The 23,323-nt window shown below is 64.8% G+C and carries 22 protein-coding genes and 1 pseudogene; 10 read left to right on the forward strand and 13 right to left on the reverse strand.

The features are described from left to right. Positions 1-372: 372 nt before the first annotated feature. The 5 genes from ABIB27_RS09700 to ABIB27_RS09720 all read right to left on the reverse strand — a co-directional run bounded on the left by ABIB27_RS09700 (position 373) and on the right by ABIB27_RS09720 (position 6,045). Entirely contained in the window at positions 373-1,002 is a 630-nt protein-coding gene (locus tag ABIB27_RS09700; protein ID WP_354253830.1) for a phosphatase PAP2 family protein, read from the reverse strand. Next, positions 995-2,467 (reverse strand): dihydrolipoamide acetyltransferase family protein, encoded by a 1,473-nt coding sequence (locus ABIB27_RS09705; RefSeq protein WP_354216976.1) that lies wholly within the window; start codon positions 2,465-2,467, stop codon positions 995-997. The genes ABIB27_RS09700 and ABIB27_RS09705 overlap by 8 nt, the downstream gene beginning before the upstream one ends. A gap of 52 nt (positions 2,468-2,519) precedes the next feature. After that, positions 2,520-3,500 carry an alpha-ketoacid dehydrogenase subunit beta gene (locus ABIB27_RS09710; RefSeq protein WP_354216975.1) on the reverse strand — a complete coding sequence of 327 codons (981 nt, stop codon included), beginning with the start codon at positions 3,498-3,500 and terminating at the stop codon, positions 2,520-2,522. Beyond that, on the reverse strand, positions 3,500-4,777 hold the full coding sequence (locus ABIB27_RS09715; protein WP_354253831.1) for a thiamine pyrophosphate-dependent dehydrogenase E1 component subunit alpha: 1,278 nt from the start codon (positions 4,775-4,777) through the stop codon (positions 3,500-3,502). Before ABIB27_RS09715 ends, ABIB27_RS09710 begins: the two co-directional genes overlap by 1 nt. Before the next feature lie 149 nt (positions 4,778-4,926). Then, positions 4,927-6,045, reverse strand: a complete 1,119-nt coding sequence (locus ABIB27_RS09720; protein WP_354253832.1) for a histidinol-phosphate transaminase — start codon at positions 6,043-6,045, stop codon at positions 4,927-4,929. A 93-nt stretch (positions 6,046-6,138) separates the two neighbouring features. On the opposite strand from ABIB27_RS09720, the gene ABIB27_RS09725 reads away from it, so the two are divergent. Continuing rightward, positions 6,139-6,324 (forward strand): hypothetical protein, encoded by a 186-nt coding sequence (locus tag ABIB27_RS09725; RefSeq protein WP_354253833.1) that lies wholly within the window; start codon positions 6,139-6,141, stop codon positions 6,322-6,324. Between the two features lie 12 nt (positions 6,325-6,336). Then, positions 6,337-6,765, forward strand: coding sequence for a phage holin family protein (locus ABIB27_RS09730; RefSeq protein ID WP_354253834.1), 429 nt, complete (start codon positions 6,337-6,339; stop codon positions 6,763-6,765). Positions 6,766-6,826: 61 nt separating this feature from the next. Here ABIB27_RS09730 and ABIB27_RS09735 read toward each other — a convergent pair whose 3' ends face one another. Beyond that, on the reverse strand, positions 6,827-8,284 hold the full coding sequence (locus ABIB27_RS09735; RefSeq protein WP_354253835.1) for a hypothetical protein: 1,458 nt from the start codon (positions 8,282-8,284) through the stop codon (positions 6,827-6,829). Then, positions 8,284-8,571, reverse strand: coding sequence for a hypothetical protein (locus ABIB27_RS09740; protein ID WP_354253836.1), 288 nt, complete (start codon positions 8,569-8,571; stop codon positions 8,284-8,286). Before ABIB27_RS09740 ends, ABIB27_RS09735 begins: the two co-directional genes overlap by 1 nt. 207 nt (positions 8,572-8,778) lie before the next feature. Between ABIB27_RS09740 and purB the strand changes: the two genes are divergently transcribed. Further along, positions 8,779-10,221 (forward strand): adenylosuccinate lyase, encoded by a 1,443-nt coding sequence (purB, locus tag ABIB27_RS09745; RefSeq protein WP_354253837.1) that lies wholly within the window; start codon positions 8,779-8,781, stop codon positions 10,219-10,221. A gap of 109 nt (positions 10,222-10,330) precedes the next feature. After that, complete coding sequence (locus ABIB27_RS09750) at positions 10,331-10,999, forward strand: histidine phosphatase family protein (protein WP_354216966.1); 669 nt, start codon at positions 10,331-10,333, stop codon at positions 10,997-10,999. Between the two features lie 34 nt (positions 11,000-11,033). On the opposite strand, the gene ABIB27_RS09755 is transcribed toward ABIB27_RS09750, so the two are convergent. Continuing rightward, positions 11,034-11,891: a serine/threonine-protein kinase gene (locus ABIB27_RS09755; protein WP_502909160.1), complete on the reverse strand. Its 858-nt coding sequence runs from the start codon at positions 11,889-11,891 to the stop codon at positions 11,034-11,036. Positions 11,892-12,264: 373 nt separating this feature from the next. Next, positions 12,265-12,789, reverse strand: a complete 525-nt coding sequence (locus tag ABIB27_RS09760; RefSeq protein WP_354216964.1) for a MarR family winged helix-turn-helix transcriptional regulator — start codon at positions 12,787-12,789, stop codon at positions 12,265-12,267. A 410-nt stretch (positions 12,790-13,199) separates the two neighbouring features. Between ABIB27_RS09760 and ABIB27_RS09765 the strand changes: the two genes are divergently transcribed. The 5 genes from ABIB27_RS09765 to ABIB27_RS09785 all read left to right on the forward strand — a co-directional run bounded on the left by ABIB27_RS09765 (position 13,200) and on the right by ABIB27_RS09785 (position 18,572). Next, the gene (locus tag ABIB27_RS09765; RefSeq protein ID WP_354216994.1) at positions 13,200-13,628 is read left to right on the forward strand and encodes an acyl-CoA thioesterase; all 429 of its coding nucleotides are present in this window, start codon (positions 13,200-13,202) and stop codon (positions 13,626-13,628) included. A gap of 214 nt (positions 13,629-13,842) precedes the next feature. Beyond that, positions 13,843-14,928 carry an extracellular solute-binding protein gene (locus ABIB27_RS09770; protein WP_354253838.1) on the forward strand — a complete coding sequence of 362 codons (1,086 nt, stop codon included), beginning with the start codon at positions 13,843-13,845 and terminating at the stop codon, positions 14,926-14,928. Positions 14,929-14,994: 66 nt separating this feature from the next. Beyond that, positions 14,995-16,062, forward strand: coding sequence for an ABC transporter ATP-binding protein (locus tag ABIB27_RS09775; RefSeq protein ID WP_354216962.1), 1,068 nt, complete (start codon positions 14,995-14,997; stop codon positions 16,060-16,062). Beyond that, the gene (locus tag ABIB27_RS09780; protein WP_354216961.1) at positions 16,059-17,888 is read left to right on the forward strand and encodes an ABC transporter permease; all 1,830 of its coding nucleotides are present in this window, start codon (positions 16,059-16,061) and stop codon (positions 17,886-17,888) included. Before ABIB27_RS09775 ends, ABIB27_RS09780 begins: the two co-directional genes overlap by 4 nt. Positions 17,889-17,945: 57 nt before the next feature. Beyond that, positions 17,946-18,572 (forward strand): thymidine kinase, encoded by a 627-nt coding sequence (locus tag ABIB27_RS09785; protein ID WP_354253839.1) that lies wholly within the window; start codon positions 17,946-17,948, stop codon positions 18,570-18,572. Here the strand turns inward: ABIB27_RS09785 and ABIB27_RS09790 are convergent. The 3 genes from ABIB27_RS09790 to ABIB27_RS09800 all read right to left on the reverse strand — a co-directional run bounded on the left by ABIB27_RS09790 (position 18,569) and on the right by ABIB27_RS09800 (position 21,726). Next, positions 18,569-19,759: a 4-hydroxybenzoate 3-monooxygenase gene (locus tag ABIB27_RS09790; protein ID WP_354253840.1), complete on the reverse strand. Its 1,191-nt coding sequence runs from the start codon at positions 19,757-19,759 to the stop codon at positions 18,569-18,571. The two genes, ABIB27_RS09785 and ABIB27_RS09790, sit on opposite strands and share 4 nt — an antisense overlap. Before the next feature lie 106 nt (positions 19,760-19,865). Then, positions 19,866-20,630 (reverse strand): IclR family transcriptional regulator, encoded by a 765-nt coding sequence (locus ABIB27_RS09795; RefSeq protein WP_354216958.1) that lies wholly within the window; start codon positions 20,628-20,630, stop codon positions 19,866-19,868. Positions 20,631-20,673: 43 nt separating this feature from the next. Further along, positions 20,674-21,726, reverse strand: a complete 1,053-nt coding sequence (locus tag ABIB27_RS09800) for an FUSC family protein (protein ID WP_354216957.1) — start codon at positions 21,724-21,726, stop codon at positions 20,674-20,676. A 176-nt stretch (positions 21,727-21,902) separates the two neighbouring features. On the opposite strand from ABIB27_RS09800, the pseudogene ABIB27_RS09805 reads away from it, so the two are divergent. Then, positions 21,903-22,315 (forward strand): annotated as a pseudogene (locus tag ABIB27_RS09805) (amino acid-binding protein); the annotation flags it as partial. A 66-nt stretch (positions 22,316-22,381) separates the two neighbouring features. On the opposite strand, the gene ABIB27_RS09810 reads toward ABIB27_RS09805, so the two are convergent. Then, positions 22,382-23,314 carry a diacylglycerol/lipid kinase family protein gene (locus ABIB27_RS09810; RefSeq protein ID WP_354216956.1) on the reverse strand — a complete coding sequence of 311 codons (933 nt, stop codon included), beginning with the start codon at positions 23,312-23,314 and terminating at the stop codon, positions 22,382-22,384. Positions 23,315-23,323: the final 9 nt, after the last annotated feature.

Below are 23,323 nucleotides of genomic sequence, written 5' to 3' on the forward strand. Positions count from 1 at the left end.
ACGGAGCCCGTGGACATCTCCGCTGGATCAGGCGCGACAACAAAGACGGCGCCGGCGACGCGTTCATTGAGTTCGTCCCCGGTACGATCATCCAGCCCGGCGCCTTCGAATCGTTCGAACCCGAGCCTGCGTGGCGCCGTTGTTGCGCGTCAGCGGATTCAGCCTGAAGGACAACGACCCCACCAGCGAGGTGCGGGTCGCAGCGGGCACGGTCATCGGGCGGGTACCTTGTGGACGGACGAACGCGGCAGCTGCCGCGTCAGGCTCGGCAAGAATGACGAAATCACAGTCCTGACCGCGGACGGCCTCGGCCTCGTCGACCAGTGCGCCTTGAATCCGGGCCTCTTTCGTCAGCAGCCGTACGTGCCGCCGCTAGAGAAGCCAGCCGCGCAGAAGCAGCCATAAACAGGGCATCACTATCGCGCCGAAGAGTGAGCCGGCCACCACCTGGGCCAGAGTGTGCGCGCGGAGCACCACGCGTGACCAGCCGACGGCGGGGATCAGCAGCAGGAGGGGCAGCCATGCCGGACCGAGCATCAGTACAAAAATGACGGCCGCCGACGATAGAGCGGCCGCGTGTCCGCTGATCTTCCAGAACGGGCTGACTGCGGCCAGCACTACGATGCCAGCGACGAGGGCGAGCACCATGACCACCACGCTGCGCGGCGAACCGACGGTTTCCAGCACCACCAGCCCCGCGATGACAGATGCCAGCGCCATAATCAGCACGGGTGCACGCTGGTGGCGGTTGCTGATGTGATGGTCGGAGACCTTGCCCAGCCTGACGAGGGCGAGCAGCACGAACAGCGGAAGTACGCAGACAAAAAGGGCCGCCAGCGCGCCATACCCCAGTGTGCCCGGGAAGCCCGGTTCGATCACGGAGCTGATGAGCAGCTGCAGCGTCACCACCACCGGAGGCTGGAACAGCTCGGTCAGCCATCTGGCCGCCCGGTTCCTACCCCGGACGGCGGCTGGGTCCACGGACTTGTTCTTCCTAGTCAAGAAGGAGCGCCGGCTCCTCAAGGATGGCGGCGACGTCGGCCATAAAGCGGGCGGACAGGTCACCGTCAACCACCCTGTGGTCGAAGGAACCGCCGAGCGTGGTAATCCAGCGCGGAATGACTTCGCCGTCCAGCACCCACGGTTTCTGCTTGATGGTTCCAAAGGCCACGATGGCCACTTCGCCCGGATTAATGATCGGTGTTCCAGTGTCGATTCCCAGCGCACCGATGTTGGTGATGGTGAGCGTACCGCCCTGCATCTCGGCCGGCTGGGTCTTGCCCGCGCGCGCCGTGGTGGCCAGGTTGTTCAGCGCCAGCGCCAGCTCTTTGAGCGAAAGATCCTGCGCGTCCTTGATGTTCGGAACCATCAGTCCGCGCGGGGTGGCCGCTGCGATGCCGAGGTTCATGTAGTGCTTGACCTGGATCTCGGCGGTGTCGGTGCCGTCCACGTTGTCCACCCAGGTGGCGTTGACGCTGGGGTTCCGGGCAGCGGCCCAGATGACGGCCTTGGCCAGGATCAGCAGCGGAGAAACCCTGATCCCCTCAAAATCGCGCGAACCCTTCAGCCGCTTGACGAATTCCATGGTGCGGCTGGCGTCAACGTCAACAAAGATGCTCACGTGGGGCGCCGCGAAAGCCGACTCCACCATGGCCTTGGCCGTCGCCTTCCGGACCCCCTTCACGGGGATCCGTTCAATCCGCTGGCCCTGCGGCTTGCCGGCTTTGCCCCAGAACCCGTCGGCTTTGTCCAGCTCTGCATCGCGCTGGGACTGGTAGCTGACCAGGTCCTCGCGCGTCACTTCCCCGCGGAAACCGGTGGCCACCACGTCGGCGAGATCGATCCCCAGGTCCCTTGCGATCTTGCGGACGGGTGGTTTGGCCAGGACGCGGTTCACGAGGCCGGTGATGGTTCCACCCAGCGTGGGACGGGTATCGACCGCCCCGGTAATTGCCTGGGTCGCACGAGGATTGACCACCGGCGGACGGGTGACCGCTCCCGTGGCTGGGCGGTTCTCGGCAGGCTCGACCACTGAGCTGGTGGCGGCGGGAGCCGCCTTCCGGGGGCGCCGTTTCAGGGCGTCCGCCTTGGGACCCGATCCCACCAGCGGTCCGCCGGCAAGGGCAACGCCGGACGAGTCGCCGTCGTCCGCGGGAAGCTTGCCGTACAGCGGCTGGACGGGAGTGGCGGGCGCCGGGACATCGGCGGGGCTCGGGTCCCCCGAGAGGGCATCCGAGACACTGATGATGGCGGTGCCGACGTCGATGGTCACGCCCTCAGGGACCAGCAGTTCGGTGACAGTGCCGGCAAAAGGGGACGGCAGCTCAACGAGCGACTTCGCGGTCTCGATCTCGCAGAGGACGTCGTTGACGGCCACCATGTCCCCCGGCTTAACCTTCCAGGCGACGATTTCCGCCTCCGTGAGACCTTCGCCCACGTCGGGCAGGTTGAACTTGTTAAGCGTCATGATGTCCTCTTTTGCGACGAGTTTTGCGGCGAGCGCAGGCGGGGCCGGGCGCTTAGTAGGCCAAGGCGCGGTCCAGCGCCTCCAGGATGCGGTCGATGCCGGGAAGATAGTCTTCCTCGACCTTAGCCACGGGGTACGGCATGTGGAAGCCGCCAACGCGGATCACGGGAGCCTCCAGTGACAGGAAGGCGCGTTCGCTGATCCGGGCCGCGATCTCGCCGCCGATGCCGCCGAACGTCGGGGCTTCATGGGCCACCACGAGGCGGCCGGTCTTCTTGGCGGAGGCCGTGACGGTGTCGAAGTCGATCGGCGAAATGGAGCGGAGGTCGATGACCTCGACACTGCGGCCGTCTTCTGCGGCGGCCTCCGCCGCGGCGAGGGCCACGGGGACGAGGGGACCGTAGGCCACCACCGTGGCGTCCGTCCCCTCGCGCAGCACGTGGGCCTTAAAGGGATCGGCCGACGCACCCGGGGATTCCGTGTCAACCTCCCCCTTGAGCCAGTAGCGGCGTTTCGGTTCGAAGAAGATCACGGGGTCCTGGCACTCGACAGCCTGCCGGATCATCCAGTAGGCGTCGTGGGCGTTGGACGGCGTGATGATGCGCAGGCCCGCCGTGTGGGCGAACAACGCCTCCGGTGATTCCGAGTGGTGTTCGATTGAGCCGATGCCGCCGCCGTACGGAATGCGGACCACGACGGGAACTGACAGGTTGCCGTTGCTGCGCGCGTGCATCTTTGCCAGCTGGGTGGTGATCTGGTTGAAACCGGGGAAGACAAAGCCGTCGAACTGGATCTCGCAGACAGGCAGGTAGCCGCGCAGGGCGAGTCCTATCGCCGTGCCGATGATGCCGGACTCCGCAAGCGGGGTGTCCACCACGCGGTCTTCGCCGAATTCCGCAAGGAGGCCGTCCGTGACACGGTAGACGCCGCCGAGGGCGCCGATGTCCTCGCCCATCAGCAGCGAGCGGGGGTTGTTGCCCAGGGTGGCGCGCAGGCCTTCGTTGATGGCCTTGGCTATGGTCATGGTGGTCATCAGCGGGCCGCTCCTGTTCCTGCGTCATCGGATTTGGCCCTGTCAGGCCCGGCGCCGCCGGCGTCGGCTTCGTCCGCGAATCCTGCGCTGTACTCCTCGAACCAGGCCAGTTCCTCGGCCACCAACGGGTGCGCTTCGACGTACGTGTTGGCGAAGGCGGTCCGGATGTCCGGGGTTTCCAGGTCATGCGTGGTTTTGCGCACATAGGCGGCGAGGTCGTCGCCGTCGGCCTTGACCTGCTCGAAGAAGGCGTCGTCCGCCAAGCCTTGGGCCCTGAGGTACTTTTCCAGGCGGTCTAGGGGATCTTTGGCACGCCAGAGTGTTTCTTCGGCTGACTCCCGGTATTTTGTGGGGTCATCGGCTGTGGTGTGGGCGCCCACCCGGTAGGTGAAGGCTTCGATGAGCACAGGCCCGTGGCCCTCGCGGGCATGCTCCAAGGCCCACTCGGTTACGGCGTGGACGGCGATGACGTCGTTGCCGTCCACGCGGATGCCCGGGAAACCATAGCCCTTGGCACGGTTGGACAGCGGAATCCGGGTCTGTACGGAACTGGGCACGGAGATGGCCCAGTGGTTGTTCTGGCAAAAGAACACCACCGGCGCGTTGTAGGAGGCGGCAAACACCATGGATTCGTGGACGTCGCCTTCGGAACTGGCTCCGTCCCCGAAGTAGACCATGACCGCGGCCTTCGGCTCGGCCGGGCGGTCTGCCGCCGCATCAGTCGCCGCAGCCGCCATTTTCTGGTCGCGCTGGATCCCCATCGCATACCCAACGGCGTGCGGGGTCTGCGCGGCAAGGACCAGGGTGTAGAGGTGGAAATTGGTGTCCTGAGGGTTCCAGCCGCCGTTGGAGACGCCGCGGAACTGGCGCAGGAGTTGGGCGAGGTCCACATTGCGGGTCAGTGCCACACCGTGCTCCCGGTAAGTCGGGAAGATGTAGTCCTGCGGCTGGCTGGCCCGTCCGGAACCGATCTGCGCGCCTTCCTGGCCGGTGAGCGGAACCCAGAGCGCGAGCTGGCCCTGGCGCTGGAGTGCAGTGGCCTCGACATCAAAGCGGCGGATCGTGGCCATATCAGCGTAAAAGCCACGGAGCTTGTCGCCGTCCAGCCGGTCCGCGTATGGCCAAAAAACCGGGTCTGTGCCCAGGGTCCCGTCGGGCGCCAGCAACTGCACCATGGGCTCGACGGGATCACCCAGCCGGGCCTCGGCCTCGGCCTCGAGCTGGTCGTCTACCGCTGTTCCATTGAACTCGGTGGAGGGCAGATGTGTGGCGCCCATACCGTCTCCTTGCTTGCCGCACGCGGATGCGCCGCAATCTCGCTGGGATATATGCCGCGCGGGGAATGCATTCCGCTGATGGCATATATGGTGGCTTTCTGGTCCTTACTTTATCTTCAGTAGGCGCCGCTCCTGACGCAGGTTAGGCGCTAGGAATGCCGTGGCGGCCTTGTGTAGTTCGCACAGAGCTGGAGGAACCGACTGTTGGCTTCCGGTTCGCCGATGCTGACGCGCACTCCCTCGCTGCCAAAGGCGCGCACCGAAAGTGCCTGCTTCCCTGCCAGCTCGGCGAATTCCCCACTGTTTTCGGCCAGATCCAGCCAGACAAAGTTGCCCTGCGCGTTGGGAACTGACCAGCCCAGGTCATGCAACCCGGAAGTCACCCGGGCGCGCTCGTCCACGATGCTTTGTACCCTTTCTACAACCTGAGGGTAGTTCTGCAGCGAAACTATCGCGGCCTGTTCGGCAACCTGCGAGACGGCGAAGGGCGTGGCTGCCACCCTCAGGTACTGGGTCAGCGCCGGGTTCGAGACACTGTAGCCCACCCTTAGGCCGGCGAGGCCATGGGCCTTGGAGAACGTCCGGAGCACCACCACATTGGGGTATTTGCGGTACATCGCGATGCCATCCACAGCATCCTCGGCGCGGACAAACTCCTGGTATGCCTCATCGATGACCACCACCACATCCGCCGGGACGGCCTGGATGAACCACTCCATTTCGGCGGTGGTCAGGATGGGACCAGTGGGGTTGTTGGGCGTGCAAAGGAGAATGACTTTAGTCCGAACGGTGACAGCCGCGGCCATGGCGTCAAGGTCATGGCGTCCGTCTGCTGTGAGCGGGATCCGGACGCTTTCCGCACCCACCAGGCCCACGCTGATGGGATAAGCCTCGAAGGAGCGCCACGCGTAGATCACCTCGTCAGCTTTGCCGTCGTCGTTCTGGCCGGCGAACGTGGTGAGCAGTTGGTTCAGTGCCCCGAGGCTGCCGGCGCCGGTGACGATGTCCGCCGCCGGGACATCCAGGAATTCGGCGAGCGCCATACGCAGCTTAGTGCTGAGCGGGTCCGGGTAACGGTTGAAGTCTGTCTGGCCAGCGATGGCCTCAAGCACTGCCGGGAGTGGCGGCAACGGGTTCTCGTTGGAGGAAAGTTTGTAGCTTGCCAAACCGTCCACGGCGGCCGGGGGCTTTCCTGCGGCGTAACGGGGAAGCCGGTCCACCACTGGACGGGGCCGGATTTCCCCGGACCGGATCTCTGATGACGTCATGAAACCAGCCTACTTTGCTGGGCAGGCATGCCCGCTGGCATGCCTGCCTGCTGTGTGCAGGACCGGATACTTTTGACGGTACCTGCAGCCGAAATGAGCCGGAAGCCTGAACTCCCGGCGGAGGCTCAGCTCGCCCAGGCGCCCTTGCAGACGTACGACGTCGTGGAAGTGTCTCTCTTCGACCATCCCGTGGGCAGGGATGAATCCGTGTCCGCAGTGGATTCGCTGTGGCTCCGCAGGGCGGCCCGCAGGGCTGGCCGAGGGACAGTCCGCATGTGACAGCATTGGCTCATGCTCTCCTTCATTGTTCGGGTCCTCATCAACGGACTGGCCCTCTGGATTGCCGTCTGGATCCTGCCGGGCCTTGATATTTCCACCACCGCTACTACCGAGGCTGTGGTCAGCACGGGCGTAAACCAGGGCACGGAGACTGTCGGCATCATCCTTGCCTATCTGTTTATCGGCCTGATCTTCGGCGTGGTTAACGCGTTTGTCCGGCCGCTGGTCAGCTTCCTGTCCCTGCCGATCACCATCCTCACGCTGGGCCTCTTCACAATCGTCATCAACGCCGCCATGTTGTACCTGACGTCCTGGCTCAGCAGCTACACACCGGTGCATTTCACCATCGACTCGTTCTTTTGGACAGCGGTCTTCGCGGCCATCATCATCACCCTCATCTCGCTCGTCGCGGGAAGGGTGCCGGGCGGCCGCAGGCGCTAAAGCCACGATGCAGGTTGGCCAGGCCTGCTGCCTGGCGCAGCTCTTGCAGTTAGCTGCTGCCCTACGCGACCGGCCGGCCCGACTCCGATTGCTGTGGTGAGGGCTGGCGCGTGGGTTGCAGCCTCGGCCCGGGCGCACTCAGCGTTTCAGCCTTGGTCCGCGTCAAGGCGAAGCGCGTGGCCGTGGCCGTTCCGCCGGCACCAAGCACACCGGCGAGGACAGCTGTGGAATCCTTCAGGGTGGGATCGTCGCTGGCCCCCACAAGGCGTGCAGCGTCCTGGTAATTCGCCAGCCTGTGGCCCGGACCGAGGCCTAAGTCTTCACCCTCCTGCGTGGCCACCGGGCTGCTCAGCGTTACCGTGACCCGATCTCTGGTGTCCGGGTTCGGTGTTCCGTCAGCCCCGGGCACCCAATCCTGTCTATGCTCCAGATGTAGGGAACTGACGGCTGCGGCCGGAACGATGCCACCTACGGGAGACCCTGCCGTCAGCACATATTTCATGTCGTAATCGTTGACGAACAGCTCATCGGCGGCAAGATTCATGGCGTGGATCCCGCCCTGGCTGTAGCCGACTGCCACCACCGAAGCCCCTTTCTCCGCGCCGGCGGACTGCAAAGCGTCCAGTATGGCCGCCTTCACTTCCGCGGAACGGTTACCCAGGCCCTCCGCAATGCCTGCCTCATCGAAGGGGTTGGTCCCGCCCACTACTCCTCCGGCCTGCGTTCCGGGAATAACCACCACGTAGGCCTTCTGGCCGCCGTTATCCACTTCGATAACCTCGATGTAGCCCGCGCCCCGCGCATCGATGATCCGGGCACGTTCCAGAAGGGCGGCTGGAGAGCCATCGAACTCCACAGACAATGACTCTTTGCGGTCCGCGATGACCGGACGCGTCCGGAGACTGCTGGCCGCGCTGCCGAACATACCGGTAAGCAGTGGAACCGCGGCCGCAATGTGCCTCCCTGCCGCCAGGTCCACGCTGAGCGCAATGAAGAAGCGTTCCGGCGAGAGAGCCAGTAAGGCAACCATGGCCAAGGGCCCAGCGGCGAGTTCGGCCACTTCCCTGTTGGGAACGAAGCCCAGCCCAAGGTCTTGTGCCTGCCGGCTCATTGTTCCGGTACTGGTCAGCCCGCCGCCCAGTCCACGCGCGACACTCGCCCACGCCTCCGCCGCCTCGTAGTTCTGCTTGCTGGCGCGCACTTGGCTGCTGATTGTCCGCAGTTCTTCACGGACAGCCTGAACGCTCCACTGGGCCTCCCCGACCGACATCAGCGCCTCCGTCCCGGACAGCCGCGAATCGTTCTGGTATGCCCCGAGGTCTCCCCAAATGCGATGAATTTCGACTTCCACGGCGGCCAGCGCATCCGCAAGGACATCGAGTTTGCCAGCCCCGACCATGAGTTCTTCAAGCTGGAAGGCAATACCCCCGAGGCCGCCCCTGATTTCCAGCCCTCCGTCCACGGCTGGCCCGGTCAGCTCTATGGGCCCCCCACTGCCCGACGGCGTCACCTCGGCCATCAGTTCCGCCCCGCGGCCGTGCCGGCCGACGCCGCGACCGCCCGCGCATGGCGGCCCACGGCGAGCTGGGCGTCCGTAATCCGTCCATGCGCCCGTCCCAACGCGGACGCCTGGAGGGCCAGGGAATCTCGGTATGCCCGCCCGGCAGGCGACTGCCACGTCAGAAGCTGGATATCCCAGGCCCTCGCCATGACCGTTTCCACCTGTTCAGTACATTGGGCGAGCCGGGACGCCAACCGCTGGATCTCATAGGCGCGAGCCATGCGCCCCGCGTCAGCTCCCGTCATCTCACCACCCACGCGTCTCCCCTTGCCTAATGCACTGCCTTTGGCTGACGAACCGTGCTGCCTGCCGCATCACGTGTCGCGTCGCCCATGAACTCCGAGGCTACGGAAGCCGCCCAGGCGCCGGAACCACCGCAGTCGGCTATGTGCATAAGCCACCCCGGACTGACCGCTTAAGCGACCGCCCGGACTTCGTGAAAGAATCAGGACATGCCTGAAACTGCCGCCACAGCTGATACCCGAACGCCCTCCGGACGCCTGGCCCTCGCCGCGTCGCCGGAGCCGATCGCCCTGGGCCCGCTGGACGGCCGCTACCAGTCCGCCGTCGGACCCCTCGTTGACTACTTGTCCGAGGCGGCACTGAACCGTGACCGCGTAGCCGTGGAAGTCGAGTGGCTCATCCACCTGACCAGCAACAACGTCCTCCCCGGCGCAGGCCCGCTCACTGCGGAACAGCAGGAAAAGCTCCGCGCCATCGTCACGGAATTCAACGCCGCATCCGTCTCAGAACTCGCCGAAATCGAAGCCGTCACGGTCCACGACGTCAAGGCCGTGGAGTACTACATCAGCCGCCGCCTGCCCGCGATCGGCATCGAAAACCTGACCGCCATGGTCCATTTCGGCTGCACGTCCGAGGACATCAACAACCTCTCCTACGCCCTGGGCGTCAAGGGTGCTGTGGAGGACGTGTGGCTGGCCGCCGCAGGTGCCCTCGTGGCCCAGATCAGCAAGATGGCCGAAGACAACCGCGCGGCTCCCATGCTGTCACGCACGCACGGCCAGCCTGCCACGCCCACTACGCTGGGCAAGGAACTGGCAGTCATGGCGCACCGCCTGACCCGCCAGCTGGACCGGATCGCCAAGACTGAATACCTCGGCAAGATCAACGGCGCCACCGGCACCTACGCCGCACACGTGGCATCCGTTCCGGGCGCAGACTGGCAGCACGTGGCCAAGTCCTTCGTCGAGGGCCTGGGCCTGACGTGGAACCCGCTGACCACCCAGATCGAAAGCCACGACTGGCAGGCCGAGCTGTACGCCGACGTCGCACGCTTTAATCGGATCCTGCACAACGTCTGCACGGACATCTGGAGCTACATCTCCATCGGCTACTTCGCCCAGATTCCGGTGGCGGGCGCCACCGGGTCCTCCACGATGCCGCACAAGGTCAACCCGATCCGCTTCGAAAACGCCGAGGCCAACCTGGAGATCTCCTCGGGCCTCCTGGACGTGCTGGGCTCCACGCTGGTGACCTCCCGCTGGCAGCGCGACCTCACCGACTCCTCCAGCCAACGCAACATCGGCGTGGCGTTCGGCCATTCCCTGCTTGCCATATCCAACGTTGCCAAGGGCCTGGACCGGCTGGACGTTGCCGAGGACGTCCTCGCGGGCGACCTGGACCACAACTGGGAAGTCCTGGGCGAGGCCGTCCAGATGGTCATGCGCGCCGAGGCGATCGCCGGCGTCGAAGGCATGGAAAACCCGTACGAGCGCCTCAAGGACCTCACCCGCGGACAGCGTGTGGACGCCGCCCGGATGCAGGAATTCGTCCAAACTCTGGGCCTCTCCAAGGACGCCGAGTCGCGGCTGCTCGCCCTCACCCCCGGCAAGTACACCGGCATCGCGGACCAGTTGGTGGACCACCTCAAGTAAGACCCTTCCCGCGGTTGAGCTTGTGCGAACCGCGGGGACCAGGAAGTACGACGGCGGCGCCGGGCTCAATCGGGCCCGGCGCCTTCGCTTTAAGTGCCAAACTGGAGTCATGAAGCTCCTCCTCATCCGCCACGGACAGACCCCCGGAAACGTACTGGGCCAGCTGGACACCGCCCATCCGGGACCCGGGCTTACAGGACTGGGTGAGCGGCAGGCTGAAGCCATGGCGCGGTCGCTGGCCAACGAGCAGATCGCGGCGTTGTACGCGTCCACGCTGGTGCGGACGCAGATCACCGCCGCCCCGCTGGCCAGGAAACAGGGCCTCAAGGTTGAGGTGCTGGAGGGCCTGCACGAAATCGAAGCCGGGTCACTGGAGAAACTGACCGACCACGAGTCGCACATGCGCTATATGGGCACCGTCTTCGCGTGGGCTGCCGGCGACCTTGAGCGCAGGATGCCGGCCGGGCCGGACGGCCACGAGTTTTTTGAACGGTACGACGCCGACATCGCCCGGGTGGCCGAACGCGCCGCCCGCAACGGGGACTCAGCCGTTGCCGCCGTGGTCAGCCACGGCGCCGCAATCCGCACCTGGGCAGGCCTGCGCGCCGCCGACGCGGACGCTGATTTTGTTGCCCGTCATGTCCTGGCCAACACCGGGATCGTGGCCGTGGAAGGCGACCCCGACTCCGGCTGGAAGCTCATTCACTGGGACGGCAGCCCCATCGGCGGCCTGGCCCTGGCAGATCCCACCGCAGAGGACCCCACCGGGAAAATGTGACCCGTGGTCAACGCGGCCGGCTGCCGGTGGCAAGCTACCTGGCCAGCCTCCGCGCCTTGACGGCCGCCTCGGCAGCGGAAGGCCGATCTGCGCTGCCCATGGCAGTCACCGCATGCAGCAGCTCACCCCAGCCGGATCCCAACGAGGTTGGGATGACGGGCCCGCGGAGGGTCCGGGCCACCAGTGACTCAACGGCCGTGCCGGAATAGGCCCGGGTCCCCGTCAGGAGCTCCAGAAGGACCAGCCCTAGGGCGTAGACATCCCACGACGGCTGGGCTGCCCCGCCCGAGGCCTGCTCCGGGCTCATGTAATGGACCGTGCCCGAGGAAATGCCGGGCTCAGGTGCCGCACCAGCATCCACGGCAATGCCAAAGTCCACCACTCGCACCGGGCTTCGCCGCAATCCACTCAGCATGAGGTTTCCTGGCTTGATATCGCGGTGAACCATACCCTTGCCGTGAAGATAAGCGAGGGCGTCAAACAGGCCCCCGGCCCATGTTGCCACGTCCCGGGGAGAACATGGCGGGCCACTGAGCGTCGCGGCGAGGGAGGAGCCAAGCGCCAATTCCTCCACCAGGTAAGGCCGTCCGGACCACCGCCCCTCCACGGGCATGGTGCCTTGCCCCAAAAACGTGATGATGGACGGGTGATCCAGCGCCGCCAGGATGCGGGCCTCGCTGTCGATCCTGGCTCGATGCTTCGGGGAGGCATCAGCGGCCACTTTCACCGCAACGTCACACCCGCCGGCGAGGTCGACGGCACGGAACACATCCGCCATGGAGCCCCTGCCCAACCGCTCCTTGAGGTCGAACCGGCCTTCCAACACGACTTCCCCGGCTGGCAGGAAGTTGGCGTCGCCTGATGCCGGGCGTGCGGGTGACACCGCGATCATGCGTGCAGGGCGCCGCTCAGCGCTGGGAACGGTTCACCCCAGGCTGTGGGTTCTTCGGACATGTCGGTTTGGCCTGAAACCCAGGCGTCGAGTTGGAAGCCGCAGCTGCAGCGCCACACGGGAGGCAGCAGCACAGGGTGGTCCTGTGGTTCGAACGTGGAGCCAACGGCAGCCGCCCCCACCGCAGGTGTGGTTATTTCCATTTCTGTGGAGCAATGGACCGGCCAGGTGGGCGGCGCGTTGCTGCCCTCAGCGGATACAGAAGGTAAAGAACCCGGCGAAGCCGCCTCGGATAATGCTTGGATCGCGCTCATGACTCCCTCTGGATTCTGTCAGGATCAATCATAAGCCTACATATTACTAGTTCAGCTAACTAAAACGACGGGCCGCTTTCTTGCCGGCTCTCCTTTTCATCCTGGATTGCAGACGTCATGTGCTGCAGGAATTCGACCACCACGCGTGCGTCGGCGGCGGACAGCCCTTCCGCCACGGCCATCATCCGCCGATGCATGGACCCGAGAGTAACCCGCACCTCGCGGTCGGATTCGACAGTGGGAACCACCACCACGGAGCGCCTGTCCGTGGGATGGGCTTCCCGCCGGACGTGGCCGCTGCCCACGAGCCTGTCGATGAGTGACGTGGTGGAGGCGCTGGTAATACCGAGGAACCGGCTGAGGTCCTTGGGCACTACGGTGCCTCCCGAAGCCTGCACCCGCAGGAGGTACCGCAACGCCAGGATGTCCGTTTCACCCATTCCCATGGAGTCGCGGGTGGAACGGCGGACTGCTGTCTCGGCGGTGCGGTAATCCCGCAGTGCCTTCAGGACCGCGACGCTGGAGTCCAGTTGGCCATCCGGCCCATACCAATATCCAGAACCTTCATTAGCTGCGGGACTCATGCACTGATCTTAGTCGGACGTATAACTAGCCTATCGAGAATGTTTCGCCACGCACCGCAGTCCGGGAGGGCGTCGTTCGCCCAGTCCTTGCCGCAAAGAAACACACGCGTAACCACCCGCCCATAGGCTGGGCAGGAATAACCCTTCGGCGAATCGAGGCAGTCATGCAGACCAACCCCGTCTCAACATCAAGGTCGTGACCTGGTCCAACCCCGTGGGCGCCGATCTGCGGAAGGCCCAGCAGGCGGAACTGGACACCCGCTTCGGTACGCCTGACCACGACCCGGGACCCCGCCGTCGGCCGCCGACTGTGCAGTGTTCCTGGTTGCGTACGGTAAAGGCTCCGGCCAGCCCGTAGGCTGCGGCGGCCTCAGGATCCTGGACGATGCCGCTGCCAAGATCAAGCGGCTCTGCGTACTCCCACCTTCCGGACGCGCAAATGGGTCCGGCCCGAGGACCTCAACGCCAACGGCACACTGTTCGGTGGCAGCCTGCTGAAATGGATCGACGAGGAAGCGGCCATCTACGCCATCCTCCAGCTCGGCAACGGGCGCGCGGTGACCAAGTACATCTCCGAAATCAACTTCGTCAGCTCCGCCGTCCAGGGCGACCTGATCGAGATGGGCCTGACCGCCACGCGCTTCGGCCGGACGTCCCTGACCATGCGCGCCGAAGTGCGGAACATGATCACACGCCAGAGCATCCTCACCATTGAGCAGATCGTTTTTGTGAACCTCAGCCCCTCCGGCCAGCCCGAGCCGCACGGCTACACCGAAATCACCTACGACCGGGACCGGATCCCCTCTCACCACCTCACCGAAACGCTCAACCAGGACTGACGACGGCGGGACGCGCCTTCGTGATCCGGTCTGCCTTCTCCCGCAACGTTCACCGCGCGTTTACGCACTGTGCCCGGAATGTTCGGGCAACTGGACCAGACTCAACAGCCGGGTTGTTTATCGAATCGATAGCTTTTCAAGCCCATATCTCTCGAATCCAGCTATAGGCTAGCCGGACCATGCTCCGAACCAAGTCCAGAAATGAGTCCTGACCGTGCGTAAATTGCAGACTTTGATGGCAGCCGCCGTCGCCGCCAGCCTGTTGGCCGGCTGCGGAGCCGGTACCGCAACCCCGGCGGCGTCCGGGGCTCCCTCCTCCACGTCAACCGTTCCTACCGGCGAAACCCTGGTGGTCTACACCAACTCCAACGGCGAAGGCCGCGGCGACTGGTTGACCGCTGAGGCCACCAAAGCCGGCTTCAAGATCGAAGTGGTGGGAGCTGGCGGCGCAGACGCCACGAACAAACTCATCGCGGAAAAGAACAACCCCATTGCCGATGTCGCCTTCGGGCTGAACAACATGTACTTCGCCCAGGTCAAGGCCGCTGGCGCCCTCGAGCCGTTCGAGCCCGCATGGGCGGGCGAAGTGGACACCGCCGTGGGAGACACCGGTGATGGGAAGGCGTACTGGCCACTCGTGAAGCAGGCAATCCTACTCGGCTACAACTCGGACAAGTTCAGCCCAGACGCCGCGCCCAAGGACTGGACGGACCTCTGGACCAAGGATGAGTTCAAGTCCCGCTACGAGCGGGTCACAGGCCTCGGAACCGCCACTGCGCAGCTGGTTTTCGCCGGCATCCTGTCCCGCTACAAGGACGCTTCCGGTGACCTGGGCATCTCCGCCGAGGGCTGGAAGCAGGTGGAGCAGTACTTCCGGAACGGCTCCCCGGCCGTGGCCAAGACTGACCTCTTTGCACGGATTGCCTCCGGCGACGTGGACATGGGCCAGATGCCGTCGTCCATCATTGCCGAGCGTGAGAAGTCGTTCAAAGTCAACGTGGAAACGGTCATTCCCTCCGCCGGCGTTCCACTCGCTGTGGAGCAGATTGCCCTGGTGAAGGGGACGGACAAGAAGGCTGAGGCGGTGAAGTTCATCGACTGGTTCGGCAGCGCGGACGTGCAGGCTGCCTTTGCCAAGAAGTTTAACTCGATGCCTGTCAACAAAGTCGCGGCAGAGCAGGCCAACCCTGACGTGGTGAAGTTCTTCTCCACCGTGAAGCAACAGGACATCGACTGGGGATTTGTCCAGGAAAACATGGGTGCCTGGGTGGAGAAGATCGAGCTCGAATACATGCAGTAGGACTCACCTACCGCCTCGTCCCCGCACCGCAGCCGGGCCAGCCGGCTTTCCCCCAGACAGGAACCCATGATCCGCCTAGACAACATCGAAGTTACCTTCGGCGATTTCGTAGCCATTCCGAACCTTGACCTGCACGTCAAACCTGGCGAGTTCTTCACACTGCTTGGTCCCTCCGGGTGCGGAAAAACGACGGCGTTGCGCACGTTGGCGGGCTTCATCGAACCTTCTGCGGGTACGGTCCACGTGGACGGGAAGAACGTCACCCGGCTTCCAAGTGACAAGCGGCAGGTGGGCATGGTGTTCCAGAACTATGCCCTGTTCCCCAGCATGAGCGTCTGGGAAAACATCGCCTTCGGGCTGCGGGTCCGGAAGGAAAAGTCCGCCGAGAGCGACCGCCTGGTGCGCGACATCGCGCGCCGGGTGGAGCTCAGCGATGAGCAGCTGCATAAGAACGTGGCGGAACTTTCCGGCGGCCAGCAACAGCGTGTGGCCGTGGCCCGCGCGCTGGTGTTGCGGCCCAAAATCCTCCTGTTGGACGAGCCGCTCTCCAACCTGGACGCCAAGCTCCGGCATCAACTCCGCCAGCAACTCAAGGACCTGCAGAGCGAGTTCGGCATCACCACCGTATACGTCACCCACGACCAGGATGAAGCCCTGGCCATGAGCGACAGGGTGGCCGTCTTCAACAAGGGCGTCGTGGAACAGGTGGGGACTCCGCAGTCCATCTACGATCACGCAGCCACCGAATTCGTGTGCAACTTCATCGGTGACAGTTCGCCGCTGACACCGGAGTTCATCGCTGAACTGAACAGGCTCTCCGGCGCAGGACTCAGCCCCACCGCCAACTCCTACCTCCGGGTGGAAAAGGCGTCACTGACGCCGCCCGAGGATGGAGGCGCCGCCGTCGGGCTCTCCGGGCAGGTGGTCTCGCGCACTTATCACGGGCTCCACAGCCGCTACATCGTGCGGAGCCACGGCGCGGACCTCCGGCTGCTGGTTAAGGAAGACGGCGCCGCGCACCCGGAAGCAAGAGCGGAAACCACCGTGTACGTCCAGCCCGGGCACGTGCTGCAGTACCACCCGGACACCGGCAACGCCCTGGAGCGACGGGGCCGGGAGGTGGCCCTGCCATGAGCCGGTCCTCCGCGAAAAGCATGCTTCGTTCCCCGTTCATCCTGATCGTGGGAACGGTGCTGACCTGGTTCATCGCCGCATTCCTGGTCTGGCCCAACCTGAATGTCCTGATCTCAACGTTCTTCCCGGACGGGAGCTTCTCGGGCCGGGCCGCGGAGAAGCTGTTCTCCTCCCAGCGCGCCATGAAGTCCCTTGGAAACAGCTTTATGCTTGCCGTGGCACTGTCCGTCACGGTGAACGTGGTGGGCATTTTCATTGTGCTGGTCACGCACTACTTCAAGATCCGCGGGTCCAGGATTTTGTTCCTGGGTTATGCCTCCACCTTCATCTATGGCGGAATCGTCTTGGCAGCCGGCTACAAGTTTATTTACGGCGACAAAGGCATTGTCACGTCGCTGCTGCTGAAGGTCTTTCCGGGCATGGATGCGGCATGGTTCTCCGGGTTCTTCGCAGTCTTGGTGGTGATGACGTTCGCCACCACCACCAACCACATGCTGTTCGTGGCCAACGCCCTCAAAGGCGTGGACTACCAGACCATCGAGGCCGCCAAGAACCTGGGCGCCTCCCCCTGGACGATTCTGCGCAGGGTGGTCCTGCCCATGCTTAAACCCACGCTGTTCGCCGTCACCATCCTGTCCTTCCTGACCGGGCTGGGAGCACTCAGCGCACCGCAAGTACTGGGCGGCCGCGACTTCCAGACCATCACGCCCATGATCCTGACCTTCACCAACAGCCCCACCTCGCGGGACCTGGCGGCCCTGCTGGCCGTCATCCTGGGCGTGGCCACCATCCTGATGCTGGCCGTGATGACCCGGCTGGAGAAGGGCGGCACTTACTTCTCGGTGTCCAAAGTTTCCTCTGCCCTGCAAAAGCAGCAGATCACCAACCGGGCAGCCAACGCCGCCGTGCACCTGGTCGCCTACCTGCTGTTCGCCGTGTACACCCTGCCCGTGCTGCTGATCGTGCTGTACTCCTTCGCTGACGGGGCAGCCATCCAGACCGGGCAACTCTCGCTGGGCAGCCTGACGCTGGACAACTACATCCGCGTGCTGACCCAGGAATCCGGCCTGCGGCCTTTCATCATCAGTGTCATCTACAGTGCACTCGCCACGGCGATTGCCGTGGGCGGGCTGCTGTTTGTGGCGCGCCTCCTGCAGAAGTACCGGAACTGGGTCAGTTCCCTCTTTGAGTACCTCCTCCACATCCCCTGGATCCTTCCCTCGGCCCTGCTCGCCCTGGGGCTGATCATCAGCTACGACCACCCCAACCCCCTCGTTGGTGGCGCGGTGCTGACCGGAACCACGGTGATCCTGCTGATCGCCTTCGTGACGGTCAAGATCCCCTTTACGCTCCGCATGCTCAAGGCGTCGTTCGCGTCGGTCAACTCCTCGCTGGAGGAAGCCGCGTCAATCATGGGCGCGAAAACCCTCTATGTGTTCCGCCGCATCCTGCTGCCCCTGGTGCTTCCGGCCGCCGCAGCCATCGCCGCGCTGAATTTCAACAGCATGCTCGATGACTACGACACGGCGATCTTCCTGGCGCACCCCCTGGTCCAGCCGTTGGGCCTGGTGATCAAGGCGAACACTGACGGCGCCGAAGGGGTGGAGGGCGTGGCCAACACATTCGTTTACACCGTGCTGCTGATGGTGATCACGGGCCTGACCATGTACCTTGTCTACGGCCGGTCCAGCCGGCGCGGCGCCGGCAGTAGCCTCAGCGGTACCGCCGGGAAGCGCGACGGCGCTTCCGCCGGCAAGGTGACCGTGGCAGAGGCAGCGCCCGCGCCCGCGCCCGATGTGGCGGTGCTGCCCGCCGGCCGGCCATAAGCAGGCGCCGCGGGGTTCGGCATAGGATCGATAGCCGGACCCATTGAAAGGACCCACTTGTCCAAGCTTTACTTCCGCTACGGCGCCATGAACTCCGGGAAGTCAACCGGGCTCCTGCAGGCCGCGTTCAATTACGAGGAACGCGGGCAGCGGGTCCTGCTGGCCAAGCCCGATGTTGACACTAAGGGCGACACCGACATTGTGTCCCGGCTGGGGATGACGCGGTCCGTGGACTTCCTGGTCTCCCCTGACGCGTCCGTCCGCGGGCTCTTCGCCGCCCAGGCCGCCGGTGACGACCCCAACGCACTCCTCGAACATGTGGACCAAAAGCCGGTGGCCTGCCTGCTGGTGGACGAGGCGCAGTTCCTCACGCCCGAACAGGTGGATGACCTGTTCCGTATTGCCGTGCTGGACAACGTGCCGGTGCTGGCCTTCGGCATCCGGACCGATTTCCTGACCCACGCGTTCCCCGGCTCGCGCCGGCTGCTGGAAGTGGCGCACACGCTGGAGGAGCTCAAGACCATCTGCCGCTGCGGGCGCAAAGCCATCTTCAACACCCGCCGCGTAGGCAACGAAGTGGTGTTCGACGGCGACCAGGTGGCCATCGACGGCAGGGACGTCTGGTACGAGTCGCTATGCGGCGCCTGCTACCTCGAAGAATCCGGCGGCCGGCTGGGCTCCTAGACGGCGCCCGGCCAGCCGGTGTACGCCTCGGCGAGATAGGCCATCCCGTGCCGTGAGGAGACCACGGAATGCAGTTCGCCGAGCTGACGGGCACGGGAAAAGTCATCCGCGTCAGTGGGGGTGTGCAGCATGGTGGTCATCCAGTAAGAGAACTGCTGCGCCTTCCATACGCGCTCGAGGGCACGGTCGCTGAAGCTGTCCAGCAGCGCAGTGGAGCCGCTGCCGTAGAAGGATTCCAGTCCCTCAAAAAGAACTTTGACATCCTGGATGGCCAGGTTGAGGCCCTTGGCGCCCGTGGGCGGGACGGTGTGTGCTGCGTCGCCGGCCAGGAACAGGTTCCCATGGCGCATCGGGGTGTGTACAAAGCTCCGGAACGGCAGGACCATCTTGTCGATGACCGGCCCCTCCTTGAGCTCGAAGCCGTTACCGTTCACGCGGCTGCGGAATTCGGCCCAGATCCGATCGTCGTCCCACTCGGCCACACTTTCCGTGGGAGCACACTGGAAGTACATCCGCTGGACGGTTTCGGTCCGCTGGCTGATGAGGGCGAAGCCGTTGTCCGAGTTGGCGTAGATCAGCTCGTCAGAGCTGCGCGGGGCTTCAGCAAGGATCCCGAACCAGGCGAACGGGTACTCGTGGAAGTACTGGGTCCGTGAGGCCTCCGGCACCTGGCGGCGGCAGTGGCTGCGCGAACCGTCCGCGCCCACGAGGAACTCGGCCTGGATCTCGTACTCGACTCCGTCCGAGTCGGTAAACCACACTTTCGGCTTACCCTCGAGGTCGTGCACGGAGGTGTCCGTAACGCTGTAGCGGACGTCGCCGCCGTCGGCCTTCCGGCGTGCAGCGAGATCCAGGAAAACGTCCGTCTGCGGGTAGAGCCAGACTGACTCCCCCACGAGATCCTTAAAGTCGATGCGGTGGCTTTCACCGTTGAAACGCAATTCGATTCCGTCGTGCCGGTCGCCGTCGCGCAGCACCCGGTCCGAGACTCCGCTGTCCACGAGCAGGTTGACCGTGCCGTGTTCCAGGATTCCGGCGCGGACCGTTTCGGAGATTTCCTTCTGGCTGCGGACCTCGATCACCCTGGACTCGATGCCGGCCTTGGCAAGCAGGTGGGAAAGCATGAGGCCAGCGGGACCGGCGCCCATGATGGCCACCTGGGTGGTGATGGCTTTGCGTGGTGCCATGACTAGTTCTCGCTTCGTTGCGGGGGCGGGCGCTGGTGGCGGGCCGATGATTGGGTCTGCTAACAGTTTGGGCCGGGCAACGTGCCAGGCGTTACGGCAATTCCATTCAACGGAAGAGCGGACTACGTTCGCTGTTGTCGAGCCTTCGCGCAATGCCCCGCGCGGCTGTTTGCAGCGCCGGGACCAGCGCCTGGAGCCGCACCTCCCGCAAGGGCACCACGACGCCGAGTGCAGCCACGGCGCGCTGCCTAGGATCCATAACAGGGACGGCGATTCCCCAGGTATCCGGATCAACCACGCCGGCCAGCTGCGCGAAGCCCTGGTGGGCCGCTTCAGCAAGCAACACCCGCACGGTTTCCGGCTGCATCTTTCCCGCCGGATCGCCGAACTGCTTCAAGTAGTCCCGTTGCGTGACTTTGTCCTGGTATGCCATCAGGGCGAGTCCTGCCGAGGAGATATGAACGGGCATCCTGCCGGCCACCTGCGCCCGGTTGGCCACGGATCCGCGACGGGACAGCCGCTCCACAAACAGTGCCTCCCAACCGTCCAGTACCGCTAGGTTTACGTTCTGGTTGAGGACCTGCTGGATGTCCTCCATGAATGGCATGGCGGCCTGACGGAGCGCCAGAGTAGGCGAATTGCGGTTCACGAGTTCCCACAGGCGGAGACCCAACCGCACCGTTCCGGCGTCGCCGGTTTCCAACAGTCCGTGCCCGGCCAACTGCCGGACCAGCCGGTGGGCGGTGGTGAGCGGGAGTCCGGCGCGGACTGCCAGGTCAGAGAGCTGGAGTGTGCTGACTCCCTCGGGAAAGGCGGAGATTACCCGGACCACCCGGTCCACCACCGAGTCGCCGGAGACTGAATTTGCCATGCCTGCCGCTTCCATTCAACGGTACGGGTGAAATGCCCCCAGACTATACCCGGCGCAGGCGGCGCCAAGCCACGGGTGCCAGCACCACGGCAACGCCAACGGCCGCACCGATCACCGTTTCGACAATCCGGTCACGAAGCAAGATGCCAGGCGAAGAGGGCACCACCAGCAGGGTGGAAATCAGCGCCAGCGGCGTGACAAACAGCTGCGCCAGCACGTACTGGCGGGCAATGAACAGTTCCGCACCGAACTGGCACACCGCGATCACCAGCACCGTCTGCCACGGCGCCAGTCCAACCAGCAGGACACCGGCGAGCAGGGCCAGGCCCAGGATCGTTCCCATAATCCTTTGGATGCCGCGGCTGACGCGGTGCCGCGTCGTGTGCCCTACAAGGGGCACCACCGCTGCCACCATGGCCCAATAGTTATGGCCGAAACCGAGCCATTGACCAGCCACCGTGGCCAGCGAACCTGCCACGCCGGCAGCCACGAGATAACCGAGGCCTTCGAGCCAGGTGGCCCGCCGTTCATCCGCCAGGAGCCGCAGCGGCGGTGGCCAGGTCCAGGGCGTCCGGCAGCGGGGCATCAGCCTGGCCGAGAATCCGATCACCAGGGCCAGCGCCGTGGTCAAGACAGCCACCAGCATCCCGTCCCCCAGCGGCGGCTGGTTGGGGACGGACGCGATGGCCGCAAACGCGAAGATGTGGAACAACGAACCGGCAGGGCGCAGGCGCAGCAACGAGATGGCCACCGAACACGAGCCCGCCACCAGCGTTGTAGCCAGGACCAGAAGCCAGGTGGACGCCATCCCGTCCAGCCCCCACGCGTCCCCCATGCGGCCGGCGAGCGCAGCCAGGAACATCACCAGCAGCATCAGGAGGCCGGCACGGAGCTGCAGCACCAGCCGGGTTCCATGCGGTTCGTTGCGTCCGTAGATGCCGGTAAACGCACCGAATGAGGCGAAGATTGCCAAGTCCAACCGGCCGAGCACCACCAGCAGTATCAGTGGTACGAAAATACCAATCGCGCACCGGATTGCAGGGTGGTGATCGTTCTTGCTGGGGCCAATGGTGAACATGCCCTCGAGGACTTTCACGGTCTGGTTTGCGCCTTTCCTCGACGGACCGCACACAGCGCTCCACCTAAATCCTATGTCCCACGCCGTTCGAGGATCGGAACAGCGGGGCAACACCGCCGAAACACCCCCTGTGATCCTTGAGGCATGAAGCGAACTGCCAGCAACACTCCCGCTGCCCAGCTGAGGTGTGAGGTTGGCGGCCCCGCACGGTTCTGCACGACCAGCCGGGTGCGCTGCAGAAGCCCACCCGCGCCCTCGCCCGCCTGGATACCAACATCCTGAGCATCCACGTCCACCCGGTGGCTGGCGGTGTATTGGACGAGTTTGTGCTGTCCGCCCCCGGAAACATCAGCGAACGCCAACTGCTGGATGCCCTGCACGACGGCGGCGGGTCCAGTTCCCGTGTCTGGCCTACCACGGCGCTGGCCATGGCAGACGGGCATACCAGGCGTTGAGCCTCGCTGCCAGGATCGCCGGCGCACCGGACGAACTGCCGCTGGCAGTCGCCGAACTGCTCCGCGCCCGGATCCTCACCCCGGCGGAAGTTGCCTTGGAACGGCACGACGCCGGGACGCACCTGAAGATCCCCGCCGCCCGGCGCCCCCCAAGTGACTGGCACTTAACGTCGTGAAAAGCGCTTTTCACGACGTTAACTGCGAGTCAGTTGGGCGGGTTACAGGCGCACGGTGAGGGCCCCGGGATCGATAGTCATGACGACTTGCTTGGCATCGCCCTCATGGTCGCCGTCGATCTGGTAGTCGTCGTTGTGTTCAAGCCTGATCTCCACGGATTTCCCCTGGAAATACTCCACCGCAGTGTCCTTGTTCCGGCCCCGGCCCCGGCCCCGGCCAATGATCCCGACGATCACCGAGAGCCAGCCCAGGCGCCCGTGGTGGGGCGCCAGCACCGCCACGTCCACCAGGCCATCGTCCATTTTGGCGTCGGGGAAGATCTCCAGTCCGCCCTGGACCTTGCCGCAGTTGCCCACCATCACGCTGCGCACCCCGCGGTGAACCACGTCCTTGCCGTCGATCTCGATGGTGGCCTTCACGGGCCTGCCGGGCAGGTTCCGGATGCCGGCATCCACGTAAGCCAGCCAGCCCACCTTGTCCTTAAGGTCCTCGTTGGTGTCGGCCATGATGGTGGCGTCGTAGCCCACCCCGGCCATGACCAGGAAGACCTGCTCCTTGTCGAGGTCGTCCCGCCGGGCACGGACCACGTCGATCTTCCGCTCAGTTCCCGCCAGCGCCCCGGCCATGGCACCGTCAAAGTCCGTGATGTCCATACCGAGGTTGCGGGCCAGGAGGTTTCCCGTCCCCAACGGCAGCAGCCCCATGGGCACGTCACCGCCGGCCAGGACCTCAGCCACGCACCGCACTGTACCGTCACCGCCAGCTGCAATCACGACGTCGGCCCCTTGCTTAAGTGCCTCCTTCGCCTGCCCGACGCCGGGGTCCCCCTTGGTGGTCTCCAGCCAGATGGGCTCACCCCAGCCGTTATCCGCGCTGTGCTTGGCTACGAGTGCTTCGACGTCCACGTCCGCCGTTTTGGCAGGATTGATGATGATGGCCGCGCGCTTGAGGGCCGTGGGGCTGTTGGCAGTCATGGTGTCCTT

Source organism: Arthrobacter sp. UYEF21, from assembly GCF_040546085.1.
In the GTDB taxonomy this organism is placed as follows: Bacteria; Actinomycetota; Actinomycetes; order Actinomycetales; family Micrococcaceae; genus Arthrobacter.

Bases quoted from the DNA above. Each gene is read 5' to 3' on its own strand.
- ABIB27_RS09760 (WP_354216964.1), bottom strand. From the start codon at position 12,789: ATGAGTCCCGCAGCTAATGAAGGTTCTGGATATTGGTATGGGCCGGAT.
- ABIB27_RS09740 (WP_354253836.1), bottom strand. From the start codon at position 8,571: ATGACGGGAGCTGACGCGGGGCGCATGGCTCGCGCCTATGAGATCCAG.
- purB (WP_354253837.1), top strand. From the start codon at position 8,779: ATGCCTGAAACTGCCGCCACAGCTGATACCCGAACGCCCTCCGGACGC.
- ABIB27_RS09795 (WP_354216958.1), bottom strand. From the start codon at position 20,630: ATGGCAAATTCAGTCTCCGGCGACTCGGTGGTGGACCGGGTGGTCCGG.
- ABIB27_RS09780 (WP_354216961.1), top strand. From the start codon at position 16,059: ATGAGCCGGTCCTCCGCGAAAAGCATGCTTCGTTCCCCGTTCATCCTG.
- ABIB27_RS09810 (WP_354216956.1), bottom strand. From the start codon at position 23,314: ATGACTGCCAACAGCCCCACGGCCCTCAAGCGCGCGGCCATCATCATC.
- ABIB27_RS09735 (WP_354253835.1), bottom strand. From the start codon at position 8,284: ATGGCCGAGGTGACGCCGTCGGGCAGTGGGGGGCCCATAGAGCTGACC.
- ABIB27_RS09730 (WP_354253834.1), top strand. From the start codon at position 6,337: ATGCTCTCCTTCATTGTTCGGGTCCTCATCAACGGACTGGCCCTCTGG.
- ABIB27_RS09715 (WP_354253831.1), bottom strand. From the start codon at position 4,777: ATGGGCGCCACACATCTGCCCTCCACCGAGTTCAATGGAACAGCGGTA.
- ABIB27_RS09705 (WP_354216976.1), bottom strand. From the start codon at position 2,467: ATGACGCTTAACAAGTTCAACCTGCCCGACGTGGGCGAAGGTCTCACG.
- ABIB27_RS09750 (WP_354216966.1), top strand. From the start codon at position 10,331: ATGAAGCTCCTCCTCATCCGCCACGGACAGACCCCCGGAAACGTACTG.
- ABIB27_RS09790 (WP_354253840.1), bottom strand. From the start codon at position 19,759: ATGGCACCACGCAAAGCCATCACCACCCAGGTGGCCATCATGGGCGCC.
- ABIB27_RS09755 (WP_502909160.1), bottom strand. From the start codon at position 11,891: ATGATCGCGGTGTCACCCGCACGCCCGGCATCAGGCGACGCCAACTTC.
- ABIB27_RS09710 (WP_354216975.1), bottom strand. From the start codon at position 3,500: ATGACCACCATGACCATAGCCAAGGCCATCAACGAAGGCCTGCGCGCC.
- ABIB27_RS09725 (WP_354253833.1), top strand. From the start codon at position 6,139: ATGAGCCGGAAGCCTGAACTCCCGGCGGAGGCTCAGCTCGCCCAGGCG.
- ABIB27_RS09720 (WP_354253832.1), bottom strand. From the start codon at position 6,045: ATGACGTCATCAGAGATCCGGTCCGGGGAAATCCGGCCCCGTCCAGTG.
- ABIB27_RS09775 (WP_354216962.1), top strand. From the start codon at position 14,995: ATGATCCGCCTAGACAACATCGAAGTTACCTTCGGCGATTTCGTAGCC.